This is a genomic window from Kitasatospora sp. NPDC101447, from assembly GCF_044767225.1.
Taxonomy (GTDB): domain Bacteria; phylum Actinomycetota; class Actinomycetes; order Streptomycetales; family Streptomycetaceae; genus Kitasatospora.
Genome location: NZ_JBIWNL010000002.1, coordinates 119,421 through 133,289, shown reverse-complemented (window position 1 = coordinate 133,289; position 13,869 = coordinate 119,421). Strand labels below are relative to the sequence as shown.

Here is a 13,869-nt window from a genome sequence, read left to right as displayed (position 1 = left end):
TTGTTATGGTTCAGTAGAACACTAGTCAACCACTACACCGAAACACCGCTGCGAGACCCTGCGTCGGAACACTGCAGCGAACACTGCGCCGGAACACTGCCCGGAGCGCCGGGGCCGCCGCTCAGAGCTCCACCAGCACCTTCCCCCGGCTCGCCGAGCGGTCCACGTAGAGGCTGCGGTACGCGGCGGGGATGCTCTCGAAGCCCCGGTGCACGGTCTGCTGGTAGCTCAACTCCCCGCCGCGGACCAGCGCGCCGAAGTCCCGCCGCAGCGCCGCCCAGTTCTCCTCGGTGAACCACTCCAGGGAGAAGATGCCGCGGATCGTCGTGCGCGGGTACATGATCATCGGCAGCAGCCGGGGCCCCGCCCAGTCACCGCCGACCTGGCTCCCCCACTGCCAGCAGACCGCCACCCGGCTCTCCACCGCGAGCATCCCGAAGACCACGTCGGTCAACACTCCGCCGAGGCTGTCGAAGTAGCGGTCGACACCGTCCGGGGCCAGCTCGGCGAGCTCCTTCGCCAGCCGTTCGGGCGCGTCACCGTCGCGGTACAGCACCACCCCGTCGAAGCCCAGCTCCCACAGCCGCTCGGCCTTCTCCGGCGTCGCCGTGGTGCCGATCACCCGCGCGCCCCGGTGCCTGGCCAGCTGCCCGACCAGCGAACCGACGGCCCCGGAGGCCCCGCTGACCAGCACGGTCGATCCGGGGCGCACGTCCAGGAACTTCTCCACCGTCCCCCAGGCCGTCATGCCCGGCCCGCCCAGGACGCCCAGCGCGGTGGACAGCGGCAACACCTCGTCGTAGTCCCCGGGGTCCAGCCGGCGGAAGGCCGGGAAGACCATCGGGAAGGTGCCGGTCTGCCAGAGCCTCGGCGCCCCGTTGCCGATCACGTGGCTGCGCCAGCCGCCGAACCCCTGCACCAGGTCGCCGACCGCGAACCGCGCGGCCGGCCCGGCCTCCAGCACCTCCATGATCGAGTCTGCGCCCATGTGGTCGCCGATCGGGGTGTCCAGCGCGATGCCCTGGAGGTACGGGTCGACCGAGACGTACCGGGTGCGCAGCAGCATCTCGTCCTCGGCGAGCCGGACGTCCACGTCCTCGACGACCTTGCGGTACATCCGCTCGATGTCCGGCACGCCCTCCACGTGCTCCCGGACGGTCCACTTCTCGATCCTCACGAGGTCACTCCAAACTGGCGCTCGACGGGTCCGACCGGGTCGATGAGCAGGGTGGGCGGCGGCGCGCTGTCGTCCACCTCGGCGGTGAACGGCCGGCCGTCGTCCCGGCAGATGAACTGGACGACGTGCCGCCCGGCCGCCGCCGCCCGGATCAGGCCGCCGGTGGTCGCCCACACGCCGGAGAGGTAGAAGTTCTCCAGGCCCGGCAGCCCGGGCCCGTTGCGCTTGATCTCCTCCTCCAGGGTCTCGCCGCTCTCCACGAAGGGCTGCCAGCCCAGCACCGTGCCGTCGTAGTTGCCGGTGTAGCGGACCTGGGTGAGCGGGGTGGAGACGTCCCGCACGGCCACCGCGTCCCGCAGGCCCGGGTGGCGGCCGTCCAGGAAGTCGATCACCGCGTCCCGCACCCGGCGCTTCTCCCGCTGGTACTCCCGGCCCCGGCCGACCGGCAGGGTGTGCAGTTCCTCGCCGCGCCGCAGCCGGGGCGTCTGCTCCGGGCCGGTGCTCAGCGCGCGCCAGGGGGCGATGTCGCAGAAGTAGCTGGCATAGACCACGGTGGTCCCGGCCGGGGACAGCTCCGGGTAGTGGCGGCTGCGGAACTGGACGTTGATGCTGGGGTGCCGGATCCCGGTGAGGCGGGCGGCGACGTCGTCCTCCAGCAGGTAGGTGGTGCACGGGTCGCCGGCCGGGAAGGGGCGGCGCAGGCCGAGGAAGACGGTCAGGTAGCCGGGGAAGACCATGCCGGGCTCGGAGATGGTCCGGGTGTACAGCCGGCGGTAGGTGTCGTTCAGGTAGCGGCCCTTGAGCAGGTCCAGCACGGTCGTCCGGCCGTCGCAGGCCGCCACCACGATGTCCGCCCGCACCTCCCGGCCGTCGCTCAGCCGCACCCCGACCGCCCGGTCCCGCTCGACCAGGATCTCGGTCACCTTGGCGTTGTACGTGATCTCGCCGCCGAGCCGCCGGTAGCGCTGCTCGACCGAGTGCGCCAGGCCGAGCGAGCCGCCCTCCGGCACCCCGGCCGACTGCCCCGCGTGCGAGGCGAGTTGGAAGTACGTCGGCAGTACCGGGAAGTTGGGGTGCTTCTCGTACAGGATGAAGTTGAACGCCTCGCGCAGCAGCGGGCTCCGGAACCGCGCCGAGTAGTCGCTCATCAGCACCGTGATCGAGCGCCGGATCACATTGAAGTACGGCAGGAAGGAGGCGAGCATCCGCCACCGCTCGCGCCGACCCATCAGTCCGACGGGCTTGAGGAAGGGGTAACGGGCCAGCGCCAGGCGGAACTTGCGCAACCCGGCGCAGAACTGCCGGATCTGCCGGGCGTCCTCGGGCGCCAGCTCCAGCAGGTGGGCCTCCAGCCGGTCCGGGTCGGAGTAGAAGTAGACCGCCCGGCCGTCCCGGGCGCGCACCACGTTGAACACGTCGAAGTTGCGCATCCGCTTGCCCTGCAGGGCGCCGAGCTCCAGCCAGATCCGGTGCATCTCGTTGCCCGGCCCGCTGCCCAGCAGCCAGCTGACGCAGCAGTCGAAGGTGAACTCACCGCGCTCCCAGCCGGTGCAGCAGCCGCCGGGGATCTCGTGCATCTCCAGGATCCGGGTGCGGTAGCCGTTCATCTGCGCGTAGCAGCCGGTGGACAGGCCGCCGAGCCCGCCGCCGATGATGACCATGGTCCGCCTGTCGGCCGTCGTCCCGCTCACTCCGCAACTCCCACTTCCGCCGCCTCCGCTTCCGGCCCGACCGCCTCGGGCCCGACCGCCTCGGGCACCCCCGCGTCCGGCGCTCCCACGGTGGCCCGGTCGAGTTGCGGCAGACTGCCCCACTTGCCCGGGTGCCAGGGCTCCCGGTTGTCGCTGGGCCAGGCCCGGAACGGCCGGCCGAGTTCCCGGCAGAGGTACTGCGCGGCGAACCGGCCGCTGGTGGCGGCCCGGATCAGCCCGCCGAGCGCCGTCCACTGCCCGGCCATGGAGAACCCGCTGAGGCCCGGCAGCCGCATCCGGTCCCGGTTGACCAGCCGGTTGGCGGCGTCCTCGGCCTCGGAGAAGGCCTGCCAGGCGAGGATGCTGCCGTAGGTGTTGCCGGTGAAGCGCTCGGTGGTCACCGGCGAGGCCACGTCGACCAGTTCGATCCGTCCGGCGAGGCCGGGGTGGGTCCGCTCCAGGAAGCCCCGGACGAACGCGGCGACCTCCTGCTTGCGCGCCCGGTACGCCTTGCGGTCCCGGACCCGCAGGTCCTTCCAGGAGCGGTAGTCGCTGAAGTAGGTGCAGTGCAGCACCGACTTGCCGGGCGGTGCGAAGCCGTCCGCGTAGGACGAGCGCAGCTGCACCACCAGGCTGTGCTGCAGCGAGCCGGGCAGCCGGGCGCCCTCCTCGGGCGCCAGCAGGTAGGTGGTGCTGTGCGGCTCGCCCTCGGGCAGCGGGCCGTCGACGCCGACGAAGGCCGAGACCACGGCCGGGTACAGGTTGCCCGGCTTGTCGAGCAGTTCGCCGTACAGCAGGTCGGTCGCGGGGCTGGAGTAGCGGCCCTCCAGCAGCCGGTCCAGGACCGTCGGGCCGTCGCAGGCGGCGACCACGTGGTCGGCGAAGTGCCGTGACCCGTCGCGGAGTTCGACGCCGACGGCGCGCCCTTCCTCGACCAGGATCCGCTCCACCCGGCAGCGGTAGCCGATCACCCCGCCGAGCCCGGTGTACCGCTCCTCCACCGAGCGCGCCAGCCCCAGCGAACCGCCCTGCGGGAAGCCCGCGTTGCCGTTGTGCGCGGCGGCCAGCGTGTACAGGTACGGCAGCAGCGGGAAGCCCGCGGGCTCCTGCAGGAACATGTTGGGGAAGGCCCGGCGCAGCAGCGGGTCCTGGAAGCGTTCCGCGAAGCCGCTCATCGGGGTGGTGGCGGTGCGCCAGAACAGCCGGAAGGCGGGCAGGACGGTGCGCAGGGTGCGCAGCCGCTCCGCCGTGGTGCGCAGCGGCGGCGGGGTGAGCTCCCAGGGCAGGTCGATCGCGGCGAAGCGGCGCAGGTCCCGGCAGAAGGCCCGGATCGGCCCGGCGTCGCCGGGGGCGAGGGCCAGCAGGTGGCGTTCCAGCCGGTCCGGGTCGCCGTAGAAGGTGACGGCGCGGCCGTGTTCGTCGACGACCCGGTTGAAGGTGTCGAAGCGGGTCACCGACTTGCCGTCGAGGGCGCCGAGTTCGCTCCAGACCTGGTGCGCGCCGGTGCCCTCGGCGGTGCCGATCAGCCAGTCGATGCAGTAGTCGAACAGGTAGCCCTGCCGGGACCAGGCGGTGCAGCAGCCGCCGGGCAGGACGTGCTTCTCGAAGATCCGGGTCTCCAGGCCGCTCATCTGCGCGTAGCAGCCGGTGGCGAGGCCGGCCAGGCCGGCCCCGATCACGATGACCCGGGGCGGGCCGCCGGGGGCCCGCTCCCTCGTGGACCAGTCCGGTCCGCGGTCAGCCGCGGCCATCGGCGGTGCCTCCGGCCAGGATGGCACCCGCCAGTTCGGCGTTCCGGGCGGCGTACTCGCCGTCGAGCATCTCGGCGTGACTGCCGTGGCCGGCGTACACGGCGGTGCCGGTGCTGGAGGCTCCGTGCCAGGAGCCGTCCTCCCCGCCGACGTGCACGCCCAGCCGCTCGCGCTCGCAGACCACGTCGAGCTGGGCGCGCACGGTGCCGGTGTTGGGGGTGCGGCTGCAGAACTCCAGGTAGTCCCGGGCCTGTTCGAGGGTCTCGCGGGCGACGATCCGCGAGCCGGTGTGGCGGTGCAGGTGCTCGTGGAGTTCGCGTTCGAAGACGGCCACGTGCTCCTCGCCGAGGTCGAAGGCGTCCAGGACCCGGTAGGCGTCCACCAGCAGCACCGAACCGACCGTCCGGCCCCGGCGTTCCAGCTCCTTGGCCACTTCGAAGGCGAGGTTGCCGCCGAGCGAGTAGCCGAGCAGGACGTGCGGGCCGGACGGGTCCAGTTCCTCGACCAGGTCGGCGTAGCGGGCGGTCTTGTCGTCGCCGGTCAGGTAGTTGAAGGCGGCGATCCGGTGCTCGGGCAGGTGGGCGGCGAGCTGCCGGTAGACCAGGCCGTGGCCGCCGGCGGGCGGGAAGCAGAAGACCGTCCGGCCGCCGGTGGCCCCGGCGTTGAACCAGAGGTGGGGCTGGCCGCCGGCCACCTCGCCGGTGATGATCTGCTCGATCGTGCGGGCCATGCCGTGCAGGGTGGTGACCTTGAACAGCAGGCCGACCGGGATGCCGATGTTGAACTCGGTCTGGAGGTGGTGGATCAGCTCGATGAGCCGGATCGAGCTGCCGCCGAGTTCGAAGAAGTCGTGCTGCAGGCCGACCTCCTCCAGGCCGAGCAGGGTGCGCCAGTGCTCGGCGACCCGGGTCTCGTAGAGGGTGACGGGCGGTTCGTGCTGGGCGCCGCCGGTGTCGGCCTTCGGCTCCGGCAGGGCGGCGAGGTCGACCTTGCCGTTGGGGGTGAGCGGCAGGGCGGGCAGCTCGGTGAGGTAGGAGGGGATCATCACGGTGGGCAGGTGCTCGGCCAGGTGGCGGCGCAGTTCGCGGCGGTCCAGCACGGTGCCCTCGGCGGGGACGACGTAGGCGGCCAGCACGGTCTCGCCGGAGGAGTCCTGGCGCACCGCCACGCAGGCCTGGGCGAGTTCGGGGCGGGCGGTGAGGTGGGCCTCGATCTCGCCCGGTTCGATCCGGTGGCCGCGGACCTTGACCTGGTTGTCGATCCGGCCGAGCAGGTGCGCGGTGCCGGCGGTGTCCCAGTGGCCGAGGTCGCCGGTGCGGTAGAGGCGTACGGGCCGGCCGTCCGGCTCCAGGGTGGTGAAGCGCTCGGCGGTCTGCTCCGGGTCGTTGGGGTAGCCGGCGGCGACGCCCGCGCCGCCGATCCACAGCTCGCCGGGCACGCCTGCCGGGACCGGCTCGCCGTACGGGTCGAGGATGTACAGCGCGCTGTTCGGGAAGGGGCGGCCGATCGGCACCATCCGGCCGGGCTCCAGCTCCTCGGCCGCGCCCTCGTAGTAGGTGCTGTCGACGGTGGCCTCGGTCAGCCCGTAGGAGTTGACCAGCCGGGTCCGCTCGCCGCACAGGGCGCGCAGCCGGCGGTGCTCCGCGGCCTTCCAGGAGTCGGAGCCGACGACGACCAGCTTCAGGAAGTCCAGTCGCAGCCCGTCGCGTTCGCAGTGGGTCAGCAGCGCGCGGGCCACGGCGGGCACGAACTCCCCGCAGTCCACGGCTTCTTCGCGCATGACCCGGTGCAGCCGGGCGGTGTCGAAGAGCAGCTCGCGGTCGACCAGGACGAGGGTGCCGCCGGTGCCGAGTGCCCGGGCGAGGTCGCCGGAGAAGACGTCGAAGGCCGTCCCGGCCATCTGCAGGTGCACCCGGGCCTCGGTGTCCAGCCGGTACTCGGCGCGCCAGCCGGCGGTGACGGCGGCCAGGTTGCGGTGGTCGACCCGGACGCCCTTGGGGCGGCCGGTGGAGCCCGAGGTGTGGATGACGTAGGCAGCCCGGTCGGGGTCGGCGGCGGGCAGCGGCCCGGCGGCCGCGGCGGGCCGCTCCAGTTCCTCCAGGGTGACCGGCCGGGCGGGCAGTTCGGCGGGCAGCGGGCAGCGCTGGTCGACCACGACCAGCTCGGCCCGGGCGTCGGCCACCTGGTACGCCAGCCGGTCCGCCGGGTGCCCGGGGTCGAGCGGGAGGTACGCGGCGCCGGCCCGCCAGATCGCCAGCAGGGTGGTGATCAGCTCGGGTGACTTGTCCAGGCAGACGGCCACCACCGAGCCCTCGCCGACGCCCAGTTCGCGCAGCCGCAGGGCCGCGCGCCGGGAGCGCCGGTCCAGTTCGCCGTAGGTGAGGCGCCGGACCTCGTCGCGGCCGGGCGCGACCACGGCGACGGCCTCGGGGCGCTCGGCCGCGGCCTTGGCGATCAGTTCGGGCAGCGGGGTGTCGTGGTCGATCCGGCGTTCGGCGCCGCTGAAGCCGGTGAGGATCTCGCGGCGCTCGGCCGCGTCCAGCATCCGCAGCCGCCCGACCGGCTCGCCCTCGGCGGCACGGGTCATGGCGTCCAGCAGGTTGCGGTAGTGCGCCGCGAGCCGCCGGACGGTGGCGGGCTCGAAGAGGTCGGAGTTGTACTTGAAGACGCAGTGGAAGCAGCCGTCCGAGCGGTCCTCGTAGGCGGACAGCGTCAGGTCGAACTGCCCTTCCTCCTCCGGGAGTTCGATGTACTCCAGGCGGTAGCCGAAGCGCTCCACGGCGACCTTGTGGGTGAGCAGGATGAACATCGCCTGGAACACCGCGGAGCGGCTCGGGTCGTGCTGCAGCCCCAGCTGCTCGACCAGCAGCGGGAAGGGGTACTCCTGGTTGTCGAGCCCGCCGAGCACGCTCTCCCGCACCCGGGCCAGCAGCTCGGCCACGGTCGGCTCCCCGGCCAGGCTCACGTGCAGCGGCAGCGGGTTGACGAAGTAGCCGTAGACGGAGGCGAACTCCTCCTGGGTGCGGCCGGTGACCGGGCTGCCGACCACGATGTCCGGCTGCCCGGACCAGCGGTGCAGCAGCAGGTAGTAGGCGCTGAGCAGCACCATGAACGGGGTGGCGTTGTGCGCGCGGGCCAGCTCGTGGACGCGGGCGGTGAGTTCGGCGTCCAGCCGGAAGAACTCGGAGGCGCCGTTGTGGGTCTGCACGGCCGGCCGGGGCTTGTCGGTCGGCAGCGCCAGCACCGGCATCTCGGCGGGCAGGTGGCCGCGCCAGTAGTCGAGCATCCGCTGTGCGGCGGGCCCGGCCAGGAAACGGTTCTGGTGGTTGAGGAAGTCCAGGTAGCGGGCGGCGACCGGGGGCAGGTCGGGGGTGCGGCCCTGGCGCAGCGCCTCGTAGACCTCGAACAGCTCCTCGATGAAGGTGAAGGTGGAGATCGCGTCCGAGACGATGTGGTGGACGGCCTTCATCAGCACCCAGCGGTCCGGTCCGCGCCGGAACAGCCGCAGCCGCACCAGCGGGTCGTCGGCGAGGTCGTAGGGTCGCCGGTACTCGCGGACGATCAGCTCGTGGATCTCCTCCCACGGGCGGCCCTCGACGTCGAACAGCCCGGTGTCGGCCTCGGCCTGCGCGCGGATGCGCTGGACCGGCCGGCCCTCCTCCGCCGTGAACGCGGCGCGCAGTCCGGGGTGGCGGGCGACGAGGTGGCGGAAGGCGGCGAAGACCAGCTCCGGGTCGAGCACCGCCCGCACCTCGACGGCGCCGCCGATGTTGTACGCGAAGCCGTCCGGGTGCAGCTGGCGCAGGAACCAGAGCGCCTGCTGGTTGTGGGTGAGCGGGTAGCGGGACTCGTCGGTGTGCAGGTCGACCTCGGCCTGGGCGGCGTCGCCGTCGGTGTCGAGCCGCTCGGCGAGGCCCGCGGTGAGCAGGTCGGCCAGGTCTCCGACGGTGCCGTTGCTGAGCAGGGCCACCACGGGCAGGGCGACGCCCAGCTCGCCGTGCACCCGGGCGCGCAGCTCCATGGCGAGCAGCGAGTCCAGGCCGTGCGCGCCGAGCCGGGTGTCGGTGTCGATCCGCTCGGCGCCGATCCGCAGCACGGCCGCGGCGGCGGCAGTGAACCGCTCGGTGACCAGCTCGCGCCGGGTCTGCGGGTCGGCCGCCCGGTAGGCGTCCAGGAAGCCGCCGGTCTCGGCCGGGGCCTGCTCGGCGGCGCTCGCCGCGAGGTCGGCGACCAGCGGCGGCGGCGCGGGGTACCAGGCGAGGAAGGTCGGCCAGTCGACCACGGTGGCGACCAGCAGCTGGGCGCGGTCCTGCCCGAGGACGCGCTCCAGGACGGCCGTCCCGGCGTCCGGCGGCAGCGAGCTCATGCCGCGGGCGTCGCGGTAGTGGGCGACCAGGCCCAGCTCCTCGATCATGCCGGTGGCCCAGGGGCCCCAGTCCAGGCTGAGCGCGGGCAGGCCGTCGGCCCGGCGGTGGTGCGCGAGGGCGTCCAGGAAGGCGTTGCCGGCCGCGTAGTTGGTCTGCCCGGCGGTGGTGAGCAGGGAGGCGACGGAGGCGAACAGCACGAAGTGGTCGAGCGGTTCGTCGCGCAGCAGCCGGTGCAGCAGGTGGCCGCCGGCGACCTTGGGGGCGTAGCCGGCGTCGAAGGACGGCCGGTCCATCTGCGCGAGCAGGGTGTCCTTGACCTGCCCGGCGAGGTGGAACACGCCGCGGATCGGCGGGCGTTGGCGCTCCCGGTAGTCGGCGAGCCAGGCGGCGAGGGCTCCCTCGTCGGTGACGTCCACCGGGGCGAGCAGGGGTTCGGCGCCGAGCGCCTGGAGTTCGCGCAGGAAGGCGATCCGCTCCCCGGCCGGGGTGTCCGGGTCGGTGTGCGCCCAGCGGGAGCGCTCCGGCAGGGCGGTGCGGCCGACCAGGATCAGCCGCCGGGCGCCGCGCTTGACCAGGGTGCGGCACAGCAGCCGGCCGAGGGCGCCGAAGGCACCGGTGACCAGGTAGCTGCCGTCGGGGCGCAGGACCGGCGGGAGCGGCCGGGTGAGGCCCTCGGCCTGCCGCAGTCGGCTGGTCAGGCGGCCGCCGGCCCGCAGCGCGATCTCCTGCTCGTCCCGGGCGGCGAGTTCGGCGAGCAGCGCCCCGGCCTGGTCGGTCGCGGCGACGGCCGGGTCGAGGTCGATCAGGCTGCCGCGCTGGGCGACGAGTTCCTGCTGCCACAGCACCCGTCCGATGCCCCAGGCGGGGGCGCCCAGTGGCTCGACCCGGTCGCCGGGGGCGGCGGGCTGGGTGCCCCGGGTGACGATGTGCAGCCGGCCGTCCGGGCGGGCCTCGGGCACGGCCTGGGCGAGGGCGATCAGGGAGTAGGCGCCGAGGGTGGCGAGGCCGTCGAGCCGGTCGGCCGTGGCGGCGTCGAGCGCGGGCAGGTCGAGGTTCCAGAGGTGGACGACGGTGTCGTAGCCGGGCTCCAGGGCGGCGAGCAGTCGCCGGACGTCCTCGGCGGAGTCGGGGCGTACGGTCGAGTGCCCCTCGGCGTACCGGAACTCGGGGCCGGGCCGCACCAGGTGGCAGCGGGCGCCGCGTTCGGCGGCGAGTGCGGCCAGCCGCTCGGCGAGGCCGCCGCCGTCGGCGAAGAGCAGCAGGTCGCCGGTGGCCTCCTCGGCGGCCGGGGCGGGTGCCTCCACCCAGGCGACCTCGGTGAGCCAGCCGTCGATGGTGGCCAGGCCGACCGAGGCCGGCGCCTGGGCCACGTCGGCGACCCGGAAGCCGGTGATCCGGCCGAGCGGGGTGCCGTGCTCGGCGTACAGGGCGATGTCGCCGACGAGTTCGTCGCCGCTGTCCCGGGTGACGGTGGCGTGCGCCCACAGGGGCCGGTCGCCGATCTCGTCGAGCCGGACCTCCTCGATGGCGACCGGCAGGCGGACGCTGCCGCCCTCGGGCGTGTGCAGCGTGGTGGTGAGCAGGGTCTGGAAGCAGGCGTCCAGCAACACCGGGTGCAGGTGGTGGTCGGCCGCGTCGGGGCCGAGTCCGGCGGTCGGCCGGATCCGGGCCAGTGCCTCGCCGGGGCCCGCCCAGACCTGCTCGACGGCCCGGAAGGCGGGCCCGTAGTCGTAGCCGCGCTCGGCCAGCCGCCGGTAGCACTCCGGTCCGTCGAGGTGCCGGCCGTGGGCGTCCGGCGTCGAGACGTCCAGCGCGGGCCCGTACGAGCGCCGCTGGCCGGTGCGGACGCGGCCGCAGGCGTGCACGGTGGGCTCGCCGCCGGCCGGGGTGGCGGCGATGCTGAAGCGGGCGTCCTCGGGCGCGTAGCCGAGCTGGACGGTGACGGGCTCGGTCTCGGAGAGGAAGAGCGCCCGGTTGAGCTCGACCTCGGCCAGCACCACCTCGGTGCCGCCGGTCAGGGCGCGGACGGCCTGGGCGGCCATCTCCAGGTACCCGGCGGCCGGGAAGACCACCTGGCCCTCGATCCGGTGGTCGGTCAGGTACGGCAGCCGTTCGGGGTCGAGCGCGGTGGTCCAGCCGGGCTGGGCGCTCGCGGTGCGGCGGCCGAGCAGCGGGTGGTCGACCCGGCCGAGCCGGACCTGCGCGACCGGCGCGGGCTCGACCCAGTACCGGTCGCGCCGCCACGGGTAGCCCGGCAGCGGCACCGGCCGCCCTGCCGGGTGCAGCGCCTGCCAGCTCAACTCGACGCCGAGGGTGTGCAGTTCGGCCAGGCTGCGGGCGAAGCGCTCGGGCTCGTCCTGGCGGCGGCGGATCGACGGCAGGGTGTGCGCCTGCTCGGCGCACTCACGGATCGCGTGCCCGAGCACCGGGTGCGGGCCCAGCTCCAGGAACAGGGCGTGCCCGTCCTCGGCCAGGCGCTCGACGGCGGCCCGGAACCGGACCGGGTTGCGGACGTTCTCCCACCAGTACCCGCCGTCCAGCTCCGGCCCGCGGGCGAGCCCCTCCCGCGCGGTCAGGTAGAGCGGCAGCCGCGCCTCCTGCGGCTTGAGGGCGGCGAGCGCGGCGATCAGCTCGTCCCGGATCGGGTCCATCCGCACGCTGTGGTACGGGACTTCGACGTCCAGGAGCCGGGCGAACACGCCCTGCCGCTTCAGCTCCTCGGCCAGCTCACCGAGGGCTTCGGTGTCCCCCGCCAGGGTCACCGCGGACGGGCTGTTGACCGCCCCGAGCGAGATCCGGGTGCGGTACGGCCGGATCCGGCGCTCCGCCTCCGCCTCCGGCAGGCCGACCGCGAGCATGCTGCCGGTGCCGGCCAGCCGCTGCTGGAGCCGGCTGCGGGCCAGCACCACCCGGACGGCGTCGGCCAGGTCGTACACCCCGGCCTCGTGGAAGGCGGCGACCTCGCCGGTGCTGTGGCCCACCACCGCGTCGGGGCGCAGACCGTGGCTGCGCCAGAGCGCCGAGAGCCCGACCTGGACGGCGAAGTTGGCGGGCTGGGCCAGCCAGGTCTCGGCCATCCGGGAGTCCGCCTCGTCCCGGTCCAGCTCCGCCAGCAGCGACCACCCGGCCTGCTCGCGGATCTCCTGGTCGACGGCCAGCACGGCCTCGCGGTAGACCGGTTCGCTCTCGTACAGGCCCCGGCCCATCCCCCACCACTGCGGGCCCATGCCGGTGAACACCCAGGCCAGGCGCCGCTGTCCGCGCTCCCGGGCGCGGCCCCGGGCCACTCGCGGGTGCTCCTCGCCGCGCTCGCAGGCGGCCAGCGCCTCGTCCAGGTCCCGCCGGGAGCCGTACGCGACGGCCAGCCGCTCGGGCAGGTGCTGGCGGCGGTGCGCCAGGGTGTGGCCGAGGTCGGCGAGGGAGGCCCCGGCGGCGAGCTCCTGCCGTACGGCGGCGGCGAGTTCGGGCAGTCCGGCGGCGTCCTTGGTGCTCAGCGGAAGGACGGTGCACGCCGGCTCAGCGACCGGTGCGGCGGGCCCGGGGCGGGGCGGCTCCTCCAGCAGGACGTGCGCGTTGGTGCCACCGAAGCCGAAGGAGTTGACGCCCGCGCGGGCCGGGCCGCGGTGCTCGGGCCAGTCGACCGCTTCGGTCGGGATCTCGAAGGGCAGCGCGGCCAGGTCGATGCCGGGGTTGGGCCGCTCCAGGTTGAGGTGCGGCGGGATGCGGCGGTGCTTGAGGGCCAGCGCGGTCTTGATCAGCCCGGCGACGCCGGCGGCGGCCTCGGTGTGCCCGATGTTGGTCTTGACCGAGCCGACGTAGCAGCGGTCCCCGGTGCGGCGGCCGACGCCGAGCACCCGGCCGAGCGCGGCGGCCTCGATCGGGTCCCCGACCGGGGTGGAGGTGCCGTGCGCCTCGACGTACTGCAGGCTGCCGGGCAGCACGCCGGCCTCGGCGCAGACCCGCTCGATCAGGGTGACCTGCGCGTCCGCGTTGGGGACGGTGATGCCGTTGGTGCGGCCGTCCTGGTTGACGCCGCTGCCGAGGATCACCGCGTGCACCGGGTCCCCGTCGCGCCGGGCGTCGGAGAGCCGCTTGAGCACGACGACGCCGACGCCCTCGGCCCGTACGTAGCCGTCGGCGGAGGCGTCGAAGGCGCGCGACCGGCCGTCCGCGGAGAGGAAGCCGCCCTTGGTCTCGGCGATCGTGTACTGCGGCGCCATGTGCAGCAACGCGCCGCCGGCCAGCGCGAGTTCGGTCTCGCCGCGGAGCAGGCTCTGGCAGGCCAGGTGGACCGCGACCAGGGAGGAGCTGCACGCGGTGTCGATCGAGACGCTGGGGCCGCGGAAGTCGAAGCAGTGCGAGATCCGGTTGGAGACCATCGTCATCATGGTGCCGGTGGCGGTGTGCGCGGCGATGGTGGCGAAGTCGAGGTCGGCGAACTGCAGGATCTTCCAGTCGAGGGTGAAGGCGCCCATGTAGACGCCCACTTCGCGGCCGGCCAGCTCGCCGGGGTGCAGGCCGCCGTCCTCCAGGGCCTCCCAGCTGACCTCCAGGAGCTTGCGCTGCTGCGGGTCCATGTGTTCGGCCTCGCGCGGGCTGATGCCGAAGAAGTCCGGGTCGAAGGTGTCGAAGCCGTCGATGTAGCCGCCCCGGCCGCCGATCAGCCGCCCCGGCTTGGCCCGGTCCCGGCTGCCCAGGGTGCCGGTGTCGTACCGGTCGGCGGGCGTGTCGGTGAGACAGTCCCGGCCCTCGATCAGGTTGCGCCAGTAGGTCCGGTGGTCGTTGGCGTGTCCCGGTAGGCGGCAGCCGATACCGGTGATCGCGATCGGTTCGCGGGGCGCGGCGGAGGGCGAGGAGGTCATGGTCCAATCCGGAGGGTGATG

Annotated in this window: 4 protein-coding genes; all 4 read right to left on the bottom strand. The window is 74.0% G+C overall.

Annotated features, from left to right (window positions below):
• Positions 1-121: 121 nt before the first annotated feature.
• Genes ACIRST_RS03125 through ACIRST_RS03110 form a run of 4 tightly spaced genes read right to left on the bottom strand, consistent with a single transcriptional unit; the run spans position 122 to position 13,848 of the window.
• The gene (locus tag ACIRST_RS03125) at positions 122-1,177 is read right to left on the bottom strand and encodes an NADP-dependent oxidoreductase (RefSeq protein WP_350521991.1); all 1,056 of its coding nucleotides are present in this window, start codon (positions 1,175-1,177) and stop codon (positions 122-124) included.
• Entirely contained in the window at positions 1,174-2,838 is a 1,665-nt protein-coding gene (locus ACIRST_RS03120; RefSeq protein WP_402800119.1) for a phytoene desaturase family protein, read from the bottom strand. The genes ACIRST_RS03125 and ACIRST_RS03120 overlap by 4 nt, the downstream gene beginning before the upstream one ends.
• A gap of 26 nt (positions 2,839-2,864) precedes the next feature.
• Positions 2,865-4,619 (bottom strand): phytoene desaturase family protein, encoded by a 1,755-nt coding sequence (locus ACIRST_RS03115; RefSeq protein WP_402799545.1) that lies wholly within the window; start codon positions 4,617-4,619, stop codon positions 2,865-2,867.
• On the bottom strand, positions 4,606-13,848 hold the full coding sequence (locus ACIRST_RS03110; RefSeq protein WP_402799543.1) for an amino acid adenylation domain-containing protein: 9,243 nt from the start codon (positions 13,846-13,848) through the stop codon (positions 4,606-4,608). Before ACIRST_RS03110 ends, ACIRST_RS03115 begins: the two co-directional genes overlap by 14 nt.
• Between the last annotated feature and the right edge of the window lie 21 nt (positions 13,849-13,869).

What these genes read in the sequence shown, in the direction of transcription:
- ACIRST_RS03120 (WP_402800119.1), bottom strand. Translation starts at nt 2,838, where the DNA reads ATGGTCATCATCGGCGGCGGGCTCGGCGGCCTGTCCACCGGCTGCTAC.
- ACIRST_RS03115 (WP_402799545.1), bottom strand. Translation starts at nt 4,619, where the DNA reads ATGGCCGCGGCTGACCGCGGACCGGACTGGTCCACGAGGGAGCGGGCC.
- ACIRST_RS03110 (WP_402799543.1), bottom strand. Translation starts at nt 13,848, where the DNA reads ATGACCTCCTCGCCCTCCGCCGCGCCCCGCGAACCGATCGCGATCACC.